The organism is Azonexus hydrophilus (assembly GCF_905120355.1).
Lineage (GTDB): Bacteria > Pseudomonadota > Gammaproteobacteria > Burkholderiales > Rhodocyclaceae > Azonexus.
Map to the genome: position 1 here is coordinate 20,607 of NZ_CAJHOB010000010.1, position 15,752 is coordinate 36,358.

Annotated in this window: 12 protein-coding genes; 7 read left to right on the plus strand and 5 right to left on the minus strand. The window is 63.6% G+C overall.

Going from position 1 to position 15,752, the window contains the following annotated elements; all coding sequences use genetic code 11:
• Nucleotides 1–17: 17 nt before the first annotated feature.
• Complete coding sequence (locus JYJ39_RS09310; RefSeq protein WP_205203834.1) at nucleotides 18–647, minus strand: class II aldolase/adducin family protein; 630 nt, start codon at nucleotides 645–647, stop codon at nucleotides 18–20.
• The gene (gene mtnA / locus JYJ39_RS09315) at nucleotides 640–1,731 is read right to left on the minus strand and encodes an S-methyl-5-thioribose-1-phosphate isomerase (RefSeq protein ID WP_205203835.1); all 1,092 of its coding nucleotides are present in this window, start codon (nucleotides 1,729–1,731) and stop codon (nucleotides 640–642) included. The genes JYJ39_RS09310 and mtnA overlap by 8 nt, the downstream gene beginning before the upstream one ends.
• A 159-nt stretch (nucleotides 1,732–1,890) precedes the next feature.
• Here mtnA and mscL point away from each other — a divergent pair, with 159 nt between their 5' ends.
• Nucleotides 1,891–2,316, plus strand: a complete 426-nt coding sequence (gene mscL, locus JYJ39_RS09320; RefSeq protein WP_205203837.1) for a large conductance mechanosensitive channel protein MscL — start codon at nucleotides 1,891–1,893, stop codon at nucleotides 2,314–2,316.
• Between the two features lie 47 nt (nucleotides 2,317–2,363).
• On the opposite strand, the gene glnE is transcribed toward mscL, so the two are convergent.
• Nucleotides 2,364–5,066, minus strand: coding sequence for a bifunctional [glutamate--ammonia ligase]-adenylyl-L-tyrosine phosphorylase/[glutamate--ammonia-ligase] adenylyltransferase (gene glnE / locus JYJ39_RS09325; protein WP_205203839.1), 2,703 nt, complete (start codon nucleotides 5,064–5,066; stop codon nucleotides 2,364–2,366).
• Between the two features lie 127 nt (nucleotides 5,067–5,193).
• Between glnE and JYJ39_RS09330 the strand changes: the two genes are divergently transcribed.
• Genes JYJ39_RS09330 through aroG form a run of 5 tightly spaced genes read left to right on the plus strand, consistent with a single transcriptional unit; the run spans nucleotide 5,194 to nucleotide 13,200 of the window.
• A complete protein-coding gene (locus JYJ39_RS09330; protein ID WP_205203842.1) occupies nucleotides 5,194–9,138 on the plus strand; it encodes a YhdP family protein in 3,945 nt (1,314 codons plus the stop codon).
• The gene (locus JYJ39_RS09335) at nucleotides 9,135–9,947 is read left to right on the plus strand and encodes a carbon-nitrogen hydrolase family protein (protein WP_205203843.1); all 813 of its coding nucleotides are present in this window, start codon (nucleotides 9,135–9,137) and stop codon (nucleotides 9,945–9,947) included. The genes JYJ39_RS09330 and JYJ39_RS09335 overlap by 4 nt, the downstream gene beginning before the upstream one ends.
• Before the next feature lie 6 nt (nucleotides 9,948–9,953).
• Entirely contained in the window at nucleotides 9,954–11,399 is a 1,446-nt protein-coding gene (gene tldD / locus JYJ39_RS09340) for a metalloprotease TldD (protein WP_205203844.1), read from the plus strand.
• A 30-nt stretch (nucleotides 11,400–11,429) separates the two neighbouring features.
• Complete coding sequence (locus JYJ39_RS09345; RefSeq protein ID WP_205203845.1) at nucleotides 11,430–12,059, plus strand: c-type cytochrome; 630 nt, start codon at nucleotides 11,430–11,432, stop codon at nucleotides 12,057–12,059.
• Between the two features lie 58 nt (nucleotides 12,060–12,117).
• The gene (gene aroG / locus JYJ39_RS09350) at nucleotides 12,118–13,200 is read left to right on the plus strand and encodes a 3-deoxy-7-phosphoheptulonate synthase AroG (protein ID WP_205203846.1); all 1,083 of its coding nucleotides are present in this window, start codon (nucleotides 12,118–12,120) and stop codon (nucleotides 13,198–13,200) included.
• A gap of 76 nt (nucleotides 13,201–13,276) precedes the next feature.
• On the opposite strand, the gene JYJ39_RS09355 is transcribed toward aroG, so the two are convergent.
• Nucleotides 13,277–14,431: a patatin-like phospholipase family protein gene (locus JYJ39_RS09355; protein ID WP_205203847.1), complete on the minus strand. Its 1,155-nt coding sequence runs from the start codon at nucleotides 14,429–14,431 to the stop codon at nucleotides 13,277–13,279.
• Nucleotides 14,431–14,883: a 6-carboxytetrahydropterin synthase QueD gene (gene queD, locus JYJ39_RS09360; protein ID WP_205203848.1), complete on the minus strand. Its 453-nt coding sequence runs from the start codon at nucleotides 14,881–14,883 to the stop codon at nucleotides 14,431–14,433. Before queD ends, JYJ39_RS09355 begins: the two co-directional genes overlap by 1 nt.
• On the opposite strand from queD, the gene JYJ39_RS09365 reads away from it, so the two are divergent.
• Nucleotides 14,882–15,751 (plus strand): radical SAM protein, encoded by an 870-nt coding sequence (locus tag JYJ39_RS09365; RefSeq protein WP_240189613.1) that lies wholly within the window; start codon nucleotides 14,882–14,884, stop codon nucleotides 15,749–15,751. The genes queD and JYJ39_RS09365 overlap by 2 nt on opposite strands.
• Nucleotide 15,752 lies beyond the last annotated feature (1 nt).

Genomic DNA, 15,752 nt, shown 5'->3' on the forward strand with positions numbered 1-15,752 from the left:
CCGGTTCGACGGCGTTGTTATTGCTGCCCGTAGCTGCTGAATTTTTCGCCTACCGCAGCCATTTCCGCCGGGCTCAGCAGCACCGGGGTGCCCAGCTGGCAGGTGCGCCAGTACTGTTCGCACAGTTCCTCCAGTTCGCCGGCGAGGGCCAGTGCCTGTTCAAGGTCGCGGCCGGCAACGAGCAGGCCGTGGTTGGCGAGCAGGCAGGCGTGGCGGTCGGTCATGGCGTCAAGCGCGGCGGCGGACAGTTCCTGCGAGCCAAAAATCTCGTAACGGCTGCAGCGCACCGTGTCGCCGCCGAAGCGGGCAATCATGTAGTGAAAGGGGGGAATGTCGCAGCGCTGGCAGGCCAGGCTGACGGCAAAGGGCGAATGGGCGTGCACGACGGCACCGACGTGCAGCCGGGCGGCGTAGAGGTCACGATGCAGGCGCCATTCGGAAGAGGGTTTGCGCTGGCCACTGATCGTCCCCGCCAGGGTCATGTGCGGGATGTCAGCGGCTGTGAGCGCGGCGTAAGGCATGCCGGTGGGCGTGATGTAGAAACCGTCGTCGGCGCGCAGGCTGATGTTGCCAGCGGTCCCCCGGTTGAGCCCGGACGCCTGCGTGGCCAGGGCGGCAGCGATGAGCTGCTGGCGCGGGTCAGTCATCGCCCACCTCGTCGGGGTACAGGGCCCGCAAGCCTTCTCGGCTGGCCGGACAGCTGCCGCGTTCGGTGATGATGGCTTTGACGAGCCAGCCGGGAGTGACGTCGAAGGCGGGGTTGGCGACATCCGCATCGGCCGGCAGCTGGCGCAGGTGGGCGGGTTGCTGTGCGCGATCCAGTCCGGTGACCAGGCGCAGTTCGTCGCCCGCACGCTCTTCGATGGGAATTGCGGCGCCGTCCGGACAGGCAAAGTCGAGGGTGGAGCGCGGCGCCGCGACATAGAAGGGAATGCCGTTGTCGGCACAGGCCAGCGCTTTCAGGTAGGTGCCGATCTTGTTGGCGACATCGCCATTGGCGGCAATGCGGTCGGCACCGACGATGACGGCATCGACCTTGCCCTGGCGCAGCAGGAAGCCGGCCGCATTGTCGGCGATCAGCGTATGCGGCACGCCATGCTGCGCTAGTTCCCAGGCGGTAAGCAGCCCCTGATTGCGGGGCCGGGTCTCGGATACCCAGACATGCACCGGAATGCCGGCGTCGTGCGCCGCATAAATCGGCGCCAGTGCGGTGCCGTGGTCCACGGTGGCCAGCCAGCCGGCGTTGCAATGGGTCATGACATTGAAGACCTGATCGTCGGCGATGATCAGGTCTTTCCACAGCGCCAGCGCATGCTGGCCGATGGCGGCATTCTGCGCCACATCTTCCTCGGCGATGCAGGCGGCTTCTGCCCAGGCTGCCGGGCAGCGGTCAGCCTGCGGTAACGGGCGCAGGGTCTGCGCCATGCGGGTCAATGCCCAGTGCAGATTGACCGCGGTCGGGCGGGTCGCGCCCAGGCAGTCGAGCGCTGCGGCAAGGGTGGCATCGCTGCCATCCTGCGCCAGTGCGAGGGCGACACCATAGGCGGCGGTGGCACCAATCAACGGCGCACCGCGCACCTGCATGCTCGAGATCGCCCAGGCGCAGCCGTCCAGGCTGTCGATGCGCTGCCAGACGAGGCGGTGCGGTAATTGAGTCTGGTCGATGATTTCAATCGCCCCGTCCGCGGTGAGCGGGCGCAGGGGGCGGGTAGGGATGCCGTTGACGTTCATGGGGTGTGTGCTGCCGTGAGAGTGGTTGCCGCTATGGGTGCGGATCATACACACTGAAGCCGGCCGGCGCATGCCGGGCCGGCCGACCGGAAAGCGCTTGCGCTCACCGTCTGGCCTCGGAATAATCCGGCCTGTCATCAACTTCACCGGAACAAGACCATGGGTATGCTGCAAGAATTCAAGGAATTTGCCGTCAAGGGCAACGCGATGGACCTCGCGGTCGGTGTCATCATCGGCGCGGCCTTCGGCAAGATTGTCGATTCGGTGGTGGGCGACCTGATCATGCCGCTGGTCAGCATGGTGGTGGGCAAGCTGGACTTTTCCAACCTGTTTCTCGTGCTGGGCAACAACCCGGAAAACCTGACGGCCCTGGCTGACCTGAAAAAAGCGGGGATTCCCGTCTTTGCCTACGGCTCTTTCATCACCATCCTGCTCAATTTCATCATCCTCGCCTTCATCATCTTCATGATGGTCAAGCAGATGAACCGCCTGCGCAAGGCCGATCAGGAAGAGGCTCCGGCACCGGCCGAAACGCCGGAAGAAGTCCAGCTGCTGCGCGAAATTCGTGATTCGCTGAAGAAATAAGCAGTGCAGACTGAACCAGCCCCCGGCGTTCCGGGGGCTTGTCGTTTTCAGAACAGCATCCGCCACAACGCGCGGATTGCCCCGCTGGCAGCCTGTACTTGGGCGCGTTCGACCGGGGCCTTGGGGTTGGCGGAGAGGCGGGTCAGGTGTTGTTGCCGGCGCAGCTCGCGGTAGGCATCGCCCGCAGCCTGGGCGGCAGCGCTTGGGATCAGGCCGAGTTCGGCGGCGATGCGCAGCAGGGCGATGTTGCCGAGGTTGCCGGTCAGGCGCGGGTGCTGGTGCGCGTGGCCGAGGACCAGATATTGCACGATGAATTCGGCATCGATCAGGCCACCACGGTCGTGTTTCAGGTCGAAAAACTGCGGGGCGTCGCGGGTGTGGGCGGCATGCATCTTGTCGCGCATGGCGAGGATGTCTTGTTTGAGTGTGGCCAGGTCGCGTTGCTGACAGAGGATTTCGCAGCGCAGTCGTTCGAAGCGCTCGCCCAGCGCGCGGTCGCCGGCACAGGCGCGGGCGCGGGTGAGGGCCTGGTGTTCCCAGGTCCAGGCGCTGTGCAGCTGATAGTTGCGGAAGGCGTCGAGACTGACGGTCAACAGGCCGGCGTCGCCATTGGGGCGCAGGCGCAGGTCGGTTTCAAACAGGGTGCCGGCGCCGGTCTGGCTGGATAGCCAAGTGTTCATGCGTTGCACCAGACGGCCATAGTTGTCCGGGGCGTCGGGGTCGTCATCGTCGTAGATGTAGACCAGATCGAGGTCGGAGGCGTAGCCCAGTTCCTTGCCGCCAAGCTTTCCGTAGCCGATGACGGCAATTTTCGGGTCGGCGCAGTGGCGCTGGCGGATTTTGCTCCAGGCCAGGGGCAGGGTTTCCTGGATCAGTGTATCCGCCAGTTCGGTGAGGTGATCGGAGAGGGATTCGATGCTGTGCTGGCCGGCCAGATCCTGCGCCAGCAGGCGAAACAGCTGGGCGTGGTGCATTTCGCGCAGGATGTCCATTTCGCGCTCGGTGTCGCCGGCATGATCGGCGAGGTTCTGCCGCAGTTGGGCCCGGAAGGCAGGCCAGTCGGTGGCGGTGTCGTACAGACGCGGATTGAGCAGTTCGTCCAGCAGCAGGGGGTAGCGTTTGAGATATTCGCTCGCCCATTCCGAGGCGCCGAGCAGGTCGATGAGGCGGCGCAGCGCCAGCGGGTATTGCTGCAGGAGGGCGAGATAGGTGCCGCGCCGGGCGATATGGTCGATGAACAGCAAGGCCCGGTGCAGGGTGAGGTCCGGGTCGGCGGTGCTGGCGGCGGCTTCGATCAGGCGCGGGCCGATGGCGTCGAAACGTTGCCGGTTGCTTGCCGGTAGTTGCTGATAGCGGCTGGCCTGGCGCAATTCGGACAGGCGCTGCAGCACGGTGGCGGGATCGCGGAAATGTTGCGTGGCGAGCAGCTGATGCGCAGCGTCTTCGTCGAGTTGGCCGAGCCAGAGGCCGGTCAGCGGATGTTCGCCTGCTTCCGGATCGGCAAAGACGTTGTCGAAATGCTGGCTGACGCGGGCGCGATGGGCGGCGAGGACGGGAGCAAAATGCGCCCAGTCGGGGAAATCCATGCTCTGTGCGATCACTTCGCGGGCACTGTCGGTTGTCGGCAGCAGGTGCGTCTGCGCGTCATCGACGTACTGCAGGCGGTGTTCCAGGCGGCGCAGAAAAACATAGGCAGTACGCAGTTCGGCTTCCGCCTCGGCGGTGATGATCTGGCGTTCGGCCAGCAGGGCGAGGACGTGCAGGGTGGGGCGGATCTGCAGGGCGGTATCGCGGCCGCCACGGATGAGCTGAAAGACCTGGGCGATGAATTCGATCTCGCGGATGCCGCCGGGGCCGAGCTTGATGTGGTCGATGTGGTCCTTGCGCGCCACTTCGCGGCGGATCTGGGCGTGCAGTTCGCGCATGGCGTTGATGGTGCCGAAATCGAGGTATTTGCGGAACACGAAGGGGCGGGCGGTATCGGCGAGTTCCTCGGCCCAGTGCTCCTGCCGGTTGGCGCCGTCATTCATGACCCGCGCCTTGATCCAGGCGTAGCGCTCCCAAGCCCGGCCCTGGGTGATGAAATAGTTTTCCAGTGCGTCGAGCGAGCAGACCAGCGGTCCGGAGTCGCCGTTGGGGCGCAACCGCATGTCGACGCGGAAGACCTGCCCATCGGCAGTGATGTCGCCCAGGGTCTGGATCAGTTTTTTGCCCAGACGGGTGAAGAAGTCGAAATTTTCGATGCTTTTCTTGCCGTTTTGCTGCCCGTCGGTGTCGCCATCCTCCGGGTACACGAAGATGTAATCGACATCGGAGGAGACATTCAGCTCGCGTCCGCCCAGCTTGCCCATGCCGACGACCAGCAGCCGCAGCGCCCGCCCTTCGCTATCGAGCGGCTCGCCGTAGAGGGCGGCCAGTTGCCGGTGATGGTGCGCCAGCGCCAGGTTGGTGGTGAAATCGGCCAGCCAGCTCATGGCCTGCATGATTTCGTTCAGCGGCGCCAGGCCGCCCAGGTCGCGCAGGATGAGTTGCGCCATGATCCGGTGCCGCAACCGGCGCAGGGCGGTGCGCAGGCTGTCGTCGCTGTGGTCGCCGGTGAGCAGGGGCGCTTCCAGGGCGGAGTAGTCCAGCGGCTGTTCCCAGTGGGCGCTCAGTTCGTCGATCAGGGCTGGCTGGGCGGCAAGAAGCTGGCTCAGGTAACGGCTGTGGCGCAAGGCGGTGTGCCAGCGCGGGTCGAGGGTGGCGGTCATCGGATCGGGGGCGGGTGAGGGTAAAATGCCGGCCTGTTCATGTTCCGGCCGGGAACGGCTGTATCGTCGAGAGTTGCATTCTAGTGAGCAATTTCATTTTCTGGCAAAGCCGGATTGATCCCGTGGCGTGAGTTCTCCGCAGACTTCGTTGCCGACGCCCGAGCGTCGTCAGGTGCGCCAGGCGGTCTATTACCGCGTGCATGCCTGGCGGCAGCTGCTGGCGCGCTCCTGTTGCGGCGTGTCGGTGGGGGGCGTGCTGCGCGTCCTGGGCTGGTTGCTGCTGGCGGCATGGCTGCTGTTCGTGGCTGTTTTTCTGGGGCTGCGTTTCTTTGTCCTGCCGGCCATCGACGATTACCGGCCGGCGCTGGAGCGTAGCATTGGCGCGGCGCTGGGGCAGGAAGTACGGATCGGCCGAATCGCCGCGCAGTGGCAACGCTTTAATCCGGAGCTGGTGCTGGAAGATTTGAGTCTGCTGGCCGACGATGGCAGTCCGGGATTGACCTTGTCCAGCGTCGATGCCGTGCTGTCCTGGCACACCCTCTGGCGCTGGCGGCCGATTCTGGCGCTGCTGGCGATCGAACGGCCGGTGCTCAATGTGCGCCGGGGAACAGACGGCCAGCTCGAAATCGCCGGCATCCGCGGCAGCGAAGGGGGCGGCAGCGATGGCCTGGACTGGCTGCTGGCCCAGAAACATATTCGCATCACTGATGCCACCCTGCTCTGGGAGGACGCCCTGCGTGGCGCGCCGGCGCTGGTGCTGGAAGATGTGCAGATGCGTCTGGACAACAGCGGTCGTCGCCACCGGTTTGCCTTCTCGGCCCTGCCGCCAGCGGCCCTGGCGGGGCGGCTGGATGTACGCGGCGATCTGTACGGCAATGTGCAGGAGGGCTGGTCGCTGCAGGGGAGCGAAGTGGATGGCAGGATCTACCTGGATTTGCCCTATGCCGACCTTGATGCCTGGCGGCCCTGGTTTGATTATCCGGTACCGTTGACCCACGGGCAGGGCGCATTGCGCCTGTGGGCCGAACTGCGAGACGGTGACATCGGTGTGACCATGGATCTGGCGCTCGACAGTGTGCGCGTGCAGCTGGGGCAGACCCGGCCGGTACTCGATCTGGCTACCCTGCGGGGGCGTCTGCTGGCGACCTGGCGGGCACAGGGCTGGCAACTGGCGGCAAAACGCCTAGAGTTGCGTACGCACAGCGGCATGCAGCTGGCGCCGATGGATTTCCTGCTCGACTGGCAGGCAAAGGATGGCGCACAGGAAGGACAATTCACGGCCGACCGCCTGAGTCTCGATAAACTGGCCCATCTGTCGGATTACCTGCCGCTCGACCCGCAGACCAGGAACCTGCTGCAGGCGTATGCGCCGCAGGGTGAGATCAGCCAGATCCGCAGTCACTGGCGCTGGGAAAATGACGGCCTTTCGCGCTACGGGGTGAAAGCCGAATTCAGTGGCCTGGGCGTGCGGGCCGAGAGCTATTTCCCCGGGGCGGAAAATCTGCGCGGTACGATTGATCTGACGGAGCGCGGCGGTGCGGTGCATATCGATGCCCGGGCGGCCTCCCTGTTCCTGCCGGCGGTATTTCCCGAGGCCCAGATCCGTTTTGACCGCCTGCGGGCGGATACGCAATGGAGCGTCAAGGCCGGCGTGATCGATGTTCAGATCGAGCGGGTGCAGTTTGCCAGCCCGGACGCCACCGGTTCGGCGCAAGGCATCTACCGCTTTGACGGTAACGGGCCTGGCGAGATCAATCTCAGCGCACGCATCGACAAAGCCGACGGGCGGGCGGTGTGGCGCTACATGCCGCATGCGGTCAATGCCGATGCGCGCGCCTGGTTGCAGCATGGGATTACCGGCGGTACGGCGAGCGATGCCAAACTGGTGCTGCGCGGCAACCTGCGTGATTTTCCCTTCCGCGATCCGAAGCAGGGGCAGTTCCTGGTGACGGCCAAGGCGCACGATGCCCGCATTGATTACGCCGAGGGCTGGCCGGTCATCGAGCATATCGAGGCCGACATGGAGTTTGATTACGGCATGCGCATCAAGGCGCAGCGCGGCCGCATCCTCGGTGCGACCATCGGGCCCGTGGAGGTCAGCATGCCCGATTTTGACGTGATGGACGAAATGCTCATCATCAAGGGCAAGGCCGCAGGGCCGACCGGGGAATTTCTCAAATTCATCGAACGCAGTCCGGTGGCTGCCAGCATCGATCACTTCACCGCCGGCATGCAGGCGCAGGGGCCGGGTGAGCTGGATCTGGCCATCGACCTGCCGCTGCGACGCATCGACGACACCAAGGTGCGCGGACGTTATCAGTTCGCCAACAATACCTTGCAGGTGGTGGAGGGTTTGCCGCCCATCACCGCTGTGCAGGGGGCACTCGACATCACCGAGGCTTCAGTCACTGCCCAGGAAATCAACGGGCGTGCATTTGCTGGTCCGGTCCGGGTGCAGGTCGGCAGCGAAGCGGGCAAAGACGGTGGCAAGGTTCTGATCAAGGCTTCCGGCAAAGCCGATCTGGGCGAGGTCGGCCGGCATTTTGCCTGGCCCCTGCTCGACCGTGTCAGTGGGGCCGCGCAGTGGAAGAGCGACATCATCATCCAGAAACGGCGTGCCTATGTGCTGGTGACGTCCGATTTGCTGGGGGCGGTTTCGCCCTGGCCGGAGCCCCTGAAAAAAACGGCGGATTCCACGCTGCCGCTGCGCATCGAACGCAGCGAGCCGGTGGCCGGACAGGAAAATTACCGCATCACGCTGGGTAAGGTGATGAGTGGCTTGCTGGTGCGTCGAGACGGGCGCTGGGCCAATGGCATCATCAATGTCGGTGGTGCCGGTGGCGCTCCGCCGGCGAGCGGATTGGGTGTGCGGATCGCGCTGCCGCGGATCGATGGAGATGCCTGGCGCGCTGCACTGGCTGCTGCACCGGCAGAAAGTCAGGGCAGCGCAGCGGCAGCGGTGGCCGCAGACAGCGACGGTCTGCAACTGACGCAGGTGGAGGTGAAAACACCGCACTTGCAACTGCTTGGCAGTGCCTACAACGCCCTCGATGTCGCCCTGTCAGCCCAGCCGGATGGCTGGAAAATCAGGCTGCGGGCGCAGGAGGCCGACGGCGAGCTGCTTTGGCGCAGCGCTGGCGATGGCTGGCTGGCGGGCAATCTACGCTACTTGCGCGTGCGCCGTGAGGGAGAAACGACGCCGGGTAGCGCACCCGCCAGTGTCGAAACAAAAACCCTGCCGGGCATGCAGCTGACGGTTGAGGACTTGTGGCTGGACGACAAGGCCTTGGGGCGTCTGCAGCTGAAAGCCCGCAATTTGCGCGGGGCCTGGCTGCTGGAGTCGGTGCGCCTGGCCAATCCGGACGGGGAACTGACCGCCAGCGGTCGCTGGACGCGTGGCGCGCAGCAGCGCACCGATCTCGATTTCACGCTGACGGCGAAAGACATTGGCAAGCTGCTCACCCGCCTGGGCTACGAGGACGCCGTGCGCCAGGGGACCGCCAATCTTTCCGGCAACGTGCACTGGCGCGGGGCGCTGACCGATCTCGATTACGCCAGTCTGAGCGGTGATCTGCAGGTGGAGGCCAGAGATGGCCAGTTCAATCAGCTGAAGCCGGGGGCCGGGCGTCTGCTTGGACTGATCTCCCTGCAGTCACTGCCGCGCCGGCTGACGCTGGATTTTCGTGATCTGTTCAGCGAAGGTTTTGCTTTCGACCGCATCAGCGGCAAGCTGATTGTCGAGAACGGCGAGATGAAGACCCTGGGAGGGCTGCAGATCAACGGTCCGGCGGCGCAGGTGAATATCGATGGCAGTACCCATCTGCAGCGTGAAACGCAGGATCTGAGCGTGCAGGTACGGCCAGAGATCAGCATGCTGGCGGTGGGGGCGACGGCACTGATCAATCCGGTGGCCGGTGCTGCAGCGCTGGTGGCGAACACGGTGCTGAAGAATCCGCTGAACAAGGCGCTGGCCTACGATTACCGGATTACCGGCAGCTGGTCCGAACCGAAGGTCGAGAAAATCGGACTGGCTGCCATGACCCCGTCTGCCGGGGCGGAGAAAAAGCCATGAGCGAAGCGAAAAATTGCCGGCTGGCGGCGATCCAGATGATTTCCGGCCCTGATGTGGCTGACAATCTGCGCACGGCAGCGCACTGGATTGCCGAAGCGGCTGCCCAGGGCGCACAACTGGTGGTGTTGCCGGAGTATTTTCCCATCATCGGGGCGACCGATGCGGCGCGGCTGGCAGCGCGCGAAGCTTTCGGTCAGGGTCCGATCCAGGACTGGCTGGCGGCAACCGCGCAGCGGCATGGCATCTGGCTGGTGGCCGGGTCGCTGCCCTTGTCTGCCGATGCCGCCGACAAGATGCGCAACAGCTGCCTGCTGTTCGATCCTGCTGGCGCCTGTGTGGCGCGTTACGACAAGATTCATCTGTTCGGTTTTCGCCAGGGCAACGAGGCTTACGATGAGGCGGCGGTGATTGAGGCCGGCCAGCAGCCGGTGGCGGTGACGACGCCGTTTGGCCGGGTGGCCTTGTCGATCTGCTACGATCTGCGCTTTCCGGAGTTGTATCGCGGCTTGGGAGAAATCGATCTGATCCTGATGCCGGCAGCGTTTACCGAAATTACCGGGCGTGCCCACTGGGAAATCCTGTTACGCGCCCGTGCCATCGAAAACCAGTGCTACGTGCTGGCGGCCGGGCAGGGCGGACGGCATGCCAATGGCCGGTTGACCCACGGCAACAGCATGATCGTCGATCCCTGGGGCGAAGTGCTTGACCGTAAACTCAAGGGGCCGGGCGTGGTGCTGGCTGAACTCGATCACGCGCGCTTGTCCCATGTGCGCGGTAAATTGCCGGCACTTGCCCATCGCAAATTGTGAGAATCCATGACTGAACAAAACTTCCTGCAGCAAGCAGAATCCGTATTACTGACACCTTTTGGCCTGAGTGAGGGCGATCTGGCGCGCACCTTTGGCAATATCCTCAGCCATCGGGTCGATTATGCCGACCTGTATTTTCAGTACGCGCGTTCGGAAGCCTGGAGCCTGGACGAGGGGATCGTCAAATCGGGCAGCTTCAACATCGATCAGGGGGTTGGCGTGCGCGCCTTGTCCGGCGAGAAGACGGCATTTGCCTATTCCGACGACATCAGCGCTGCGGCACTTGCCGACGCTGCTGGCGCGGTGCGGGCCATCGCCAGTGCCGGTCAGACGGCGCGGGCGCCGTTGCTGCAGGCGCAGGCACAGCAGGCTGGTTTGTACCTGCCACAAGACCCGTTGGCGTCGCTGTCGGCAGAGGCCAAGGTGGCGCTGCTGGAACGGCTGGAGGGCTTTGCCCGCGCGGCCGATCCTCGGGTGGTGCAGGTGAATGCCGGGCTGGCAGGCGAATACGAGGTGATTCTGGTGGCTGGTTCCGATGGCCGTCTGGCGGCGGATATCCGCCCATTGGTGCGCTGTTCGGTTTCCGTCATCGTCGAAGAAAATGGCGCGCGCGAGCAGGGAAGCGCCGGGGGGGGCGGGCGTTTCGATTTTTCCTATTTCGACGATGCCGTGCTGCGTCGCTATGCCGAGGAAGCGGTGCATCAGGCCGTGGTCAACCTCAAGGCGGAGGCGGCGCCGGCGGGGCAGATGACCGTGGTGCTCGGGGCAGGCTGGCCTGGCATCCTGCTGCACGAGGCGGTGGGGCATGGCCTGGAGGGGGATTTCAATCGCAAGGGCAGTTCGGCCTTCAGTGGCCGAGTCGGCGAGCGCGTGGCGGCGGCCGGTGTCACGGTGGTCGATGATGGCACCATTGCGCAGCGGCGTGGCTCGCTCAATATCGATGATGAAGGTAACCCCAGCCAGCGCACAGTGCTGATCGAGAACGGTATCCTCAAGGGCTACCTGCAGGACAGTCTCAATGCCCGCCTGATGGGGGTGGGGCCGACCGGTAACGGCCGGCGCGAATCGTTTGCCCATCTGCCGTTGCCGCGCATGACGAATACCATGATGCTGGCGGGTGCTCACGATCCGCAGGAAATCATTGCGTCGGTGGATAAGGGGATTTATGCCGCCAATTTTGGTGGTGGACAGGTCGATATCACCAGCGGCAAATTTGTTTTTTCCATGAGCGAAGCCTATCTCATCGAAAACGGCAGGATCACCCGCCCGATCAAGGGCGCGACCCTGATCGGCAATGGCCCGGATGTGCTGACCCGCGTCAGCATGATCGGCAACGATCTGCGCCTCGATCCGGGGGTGGGGACTTGCGGCAAGGAAGGGCAGAGTGTGCCGGTGGGTGTCGGGCAACCTACATTGAGAATTGATGGACTGACCGTGGGCGGGACGGCATAATTCCGCCTTGTCATTATTCGGAGCAAAAACATGCGTTTCTCCTCGTTTCTGGCGGTTCCCCTGTTGAGTGTGCTGACGGCTTTCCCCGTACTGGCACAAACTCCCGCCCACGAGCGCATGAAAGTCCTGCAGGTCGATCCCGCCGCGTTGCAGAACGCCATTGCGGCAGGCAAGAAGGCCAGTTTTTTCTGTGCCAACTGTCATGGTGAAAATGGCATCGCCAAAACAAGTGATGTACCCAACCTGGCTGGGCAGCATCCTTCCTATCTGCTGGAACAGATCCGCAAGTTTGGCGCGGGGGAACGCAAGGATCCGTTCATGCAGGGCCTGATCAAGGTGCTGAACGACGAAGAGCGTGCCCAGATCACCTTGTATTACGCCAACGTCAAGGTGCCGCCCGCCAAGGCGGATCCGGCGCATACCCAGCAGGGCAAGGTGCTGTTTGAAAAGCTGTGTGCCCGCTGTCACGGCGCCGGTGCGCGTGGTACTGAAATTTACCCGCGTCTGGCCGGTCAGCAGCAGCCCTATCTGCTGAAATCGATCACTCATTACCGCGATGGCACCGGGGTGCGCAACAACCCGCTGATGTCGATTGCCACGGCCGGTTTGAAGAATGAGGACATCCTCGCCCTGTCGCACTTCCTGGCGCAATTGCCCTGAATCAGGCTGATCTTCCGGTAGAATCGGGCGTTTCGACGATTTTTCTGGAAGGTTGGTCATGGGGACACGCGCAGCGGACAAGCCGGTAACTGATGATGTCAGGATCAAGGAGATCAAGGAACTCGTTCCGCCGGCCTTGATCAACAAGGAGTATCCGGTCACTGCGCGGGCGGCCACCACGACTTTCCAGGCCCGACAGGCGATCCACCGCGTCTTGCACGGTGCCGATGACCGCCTGCTGGTGGTCATCGGCCCCTGCTCCATCCATAACTACGAACTGGCGATCGATTACGCAACGCGACTGGCCAAGGAAGCGGAAAAATACCAGGACGAACTGGTCGTGGTGATGCGTGTCTATTTCGAGAAGCCGCGTACCACGGTGGGCTGGAAGGGCCTGATCAACGATCCGCGTCTGGATAACACTTTCCGTATTAACGAAGGTCTGCGCCTGGCGCGGCGCATCCTGCTCGAAATCAATGAAATGGGGGTGCCCTGCGCCACCGAGTTTCTCGATACCATCACTCCGCAGTACACGGCCGACCTGATTGCCTGGGGCGCGATCGGCGCGCGTACCACTGAATCGCAGGTGCACCGCGAACTGGCTTCCGGTTTGTCCTGTCCGGTCGGTTTCAAAAACGGGACCGACGGCAACATGCGCATCGCGGTCGATGCCATCCGCTCGGCCAGTTCGCCGCACCATTTCCTGTCGGTGACTAAAACGGGTCATACCGCGATTGTGTCCACGCAGGGTAATGAAGATTGCCACGTCATTCTCCGTGGCGGCAAGGAACCCAACTACGATGCGGCCAGTGTGGAAGCAGCCAGCCAGGAAATTGCCAAATCAGGACTGGCGGCACGGCTGATGGTCGATTTTTCCCATGGCAACAGCCGCAAGCAGTATGCCTTGCAGATGGAAGTCTGCGACAGCGTCGCGGCGCAACTGGCTGCGGGTGAAGAACGCATCATGGGGGTGATGGTTGAATCGCATCTATGCCCGGGGCGGCAGGATCTGACGCCGGGGCAGGAGCTGACCTATGGGCAGAGCATCACCGATGCCTGCATCGGCTGGGAAGACAGCCTGGCGGTGCTGGAGCGTCTGGCTGCCGCAGTGCGCGCGCGGCGCTTGGTCAAGGCCGACTGAAAGAGCGCTTCACCCCGGAGGAGGAAATGTACGCCGGGGCGTAGTGTGTGTACTCCGCTGCGCGGGTGTCCGCTGTTCAGGTGAGTTCGAGGAAGCTGCCGACGGCTTCGCTCTGCGCCAGTGTGTCGGCGTAGCCGAGGTCGATCAGACGGCGGGTGAAATTTTTTTCGAACAGCAGGTAACTCGTCAACGCACCCCCTTGCGGATTCATCGCGCCCAGGCCGCCAAGCAGCTTGCGGATGGTCCACGGCAGGCTGGAGGCCTGTTCGGCGGCGATGCGGTCGAGGCTTTGTGAGGGTGAAATCACCAAAGTCTCGATCGGGCGCAGGCTGACGCCCTGTTGCTGCCGCAGGGCTTCTGGCATTGCAGCAAGCGTCCGGTTGATGCGCTGGATGCGTTCAATATCAACCGACAGGCCGTCAAGAAATATGCTTGAGAGGGCATGGCCGGCAATCTGTGCCAGGCTGGGATAGTCGCTGTCGCCATATTCGCCGCGCCGGCGTTGTTCGCTTGCCCGTGTTGCGCCGATCACCAGCAGCCGGTCGGCGCCCAGGTGAATGGCCGGCGCTAGCGGGGCGAACTGGCGCATGGAACCGTCGCCAAAATATTCACGGTGAATGCGGACGGCCGGGAAAATGAAGGGAATGGCGCTGGACGCCAGCAGATGCTCGGTGCCGAGGGTCGTACGCAGCCCCAGGCGCTGGCTGCGCTGCCACGGTAGCACCTCGGGCAGAGCCTGGAAAAAATTGATGCTCTCGCCGGAATCGTAGCCGGATGCCGTGATGTTGAGCGCCCGCAGGGCGCGGGATTCGATTGAGCGCTCGATGCCGGGAAAGTCGATGTGGCGTTTGAGCAAGCTGGCCAGTGGCGCGTTGTCGAGCAGGGAGCGCGGCGCTCGCCCGGTCAGCCAGCCTGTCGTTAGTACGGCGAGCCAGCGGGCGCCGGCTGCGGCAACGCTGGCGGCATCGACACGGTAAATGTCGGCGGTGCGCATGTGTCGCCAGAACGTGTTGAGGCTGCCGGTTGCCTGGCGAAAATTATCTGCCTGGCAGGCTAGCCCCGCTGCGTTGATGGCGCCGGCTGAGGTGCCGCAGATGATGGGAAAGGGGTTGCGCTTCGACTTGCCGCGCAGGCGGTTGATGGCAAGCAGAGCGCCGATCTGGTAGGCAGCCCGGGCGCCACCGCCGGTCAGGATCAGGGCACGTGTGCCGTTGCTGCCTGCGACCGTCATCAGGATGACGGCGGGCGCGTTGCGTCAGCCCAGCAATTGGGCGTCTCGTACAGGCGGACCTGCTGCAGGCGCAAGTGGTTGCCGTAACGGTCTTGGTATACCGGGTCGAGCAAGGTAAAAGCTAGCTGGGCGAGGTTTTCAGCCGTCGGAATGTAGTCCAGCAGCACGGTTTTGTGGTCGGGCAGGGTGGCGAGAAAATCAACCACGGAATGGTCGCCACGGTAGACCAGAAAGGCGTGGTCCCACAGGTCCACCACATGTGCCTTGGCCAGCGACTTGACTTCGGAAAAATCCATTACCATGCCGTTGGCGGGATCTCCCGCCCGGTCGATCACGCTGCCGGTCAGGGTGATTTCGATGGCGTAACGGTGACCGTGTAGATGGCGGCACTGACTTTTATGATCGGGAATGCGGTGGCCGGCATCGAATTCCAGGCGGCGGGTAATCAACATGAGCGGAAAAGATCGCGGAAATGGCCGGGAATTATACAATGCGCGGATGCTGCGCATTGATGACCACAACCGTGCCGAAGCCGGTTTTACCTATGTCTACCCTGTGCTGTCACGTCGTGCCGGAGGCGTGTCGGTAGGGGTCAATCTCAATCCCAACAGCGCCTGCAATTGGGCTTGCCTCTACTGCCAGGTGGACAACCTGCAGCGCGGCGGGCCGCCGCCGATTGATCTGCAGCAACTGACGACCGAACTGGATAGCCTGCTCGCCACGATTCAGGCAGGAAATGGTAGTGGTGCCGCGGCGGGTGCGGCGCTGGTTGATATCGCTTTTTCCGGTAATGGTGAGTCGACTGCGGCGGCAGAGTTTCCTGCGGCGGTGCAGGCGGTGTGTGCGCTGATGCAGCGGCGGGCGCTACAGGTGCCGTTGCGCCTGATCACCAATGGCAGTTTCCTGCATCGCCCCGGGGTGCAGGCGGGCATCCGGCAGATTGCCGCGCAGGGAGGCGAGGTGTGGTTCAAGCTTGATCGTGGCAGCAGCGAGGAAATTGCCGAGGTGAATAGTATCGCCTGGCCGTTGGAGCGTGCTGTGGCGAATCTGGAGCGTTGTGCCGGCCTAGCACCGACCTGGGTGCAGAGTTGCTGGTTCCGTCTGGACGGTGTGCTGCCGCAGGATGATAGTGTCGCTGCCTACTGCGCCGCATTGAAACCACTGGCCGACAAGCTGCAAGGCGTGCATCTCTATGGCCTGGCGCGCCCTTCGCGGCAGGCCGCTGCGCCGCGCCTGAGTGCGTTAACGGCTGCCGAACTGGATGCGATCGCCGCCGTTGTGCGCAAAGAAACAGGGCTCAAGGTCGTTGTTTCACCTTGAG

Coding starts and splice junctions, on each gene's coding strand:
- JYJ39_RS09355 (WP_205203847.1), bottom strand. CDS start 14,431: ATGACGGTCGCAGGCAGCAACGGCACACGTGCCCTGATCCTGACCGGC.
- tldD (WP_205203844.1), top strand. CDS start 9,954: ATGACTGAACAAAACTTCCTGCAGCAAGCAGAATCCGTATTACTGACA.
- JYJ39_RS09335 (WP_205203843.1), top strand. CDS start 9,135: ATGAGCGAAGCGAAAAATTGCCGGCTGGCGGCGATCCAGATGATTTCC.
- mscL (WP_205203837.1), top strand. CDS start 1,891: ATGGGTATGCTGCAAGAATTCAAGGAATTTGCCGTCAAGGGCAACGCG.
- JYJ39_RS09365 (WP_240189613.1), top strand. CDS start 14,882: ATGAGCGGAAAAGATCGCGGAAATGGCCGGGAATTATACAATGCGCGG.
- glnE (WP_205203839.1), bottom strand. CDS start 5,066: ATGACCGCCACCCTCGACCCGCGCTGGCACACCGCCTTGCGCCACAGC.
- mtnA (WP_205203835.1), bottom strand. CDS start 1,731: ATGAACGTCAACGGCATCCCTACCCGCCCCCTGCGCCCGCTCACCGCG.
- queD (WP_205203848.1), bottom strand. CDS start 14,883: ATGTTGATTACCCGCCGCCTGGAATTCGATGCCGGCCACCGCATTCCC.
- aroG (WP_205203846.1), top strand. CDS start 12,118: ATGGGGACACGCGCAGCGGACAAGCCGGTAACTGATGATGTCAGGATC.
- JYJ39_RS09345 (WP_205203845.1), top strand. CDS start 11,430: ATGCGTTTCTCCTCGTTTCTGGCGGTTCCCCTGTTGAGTGTGCTGACG.
- JYJ39_RS09310 (WP_205203834.1), bottom strand. CDS start 647: ATGACTGACCCGCGCCAGCAGCTCATCGCTGCCGCCCTGGCCACGCAG.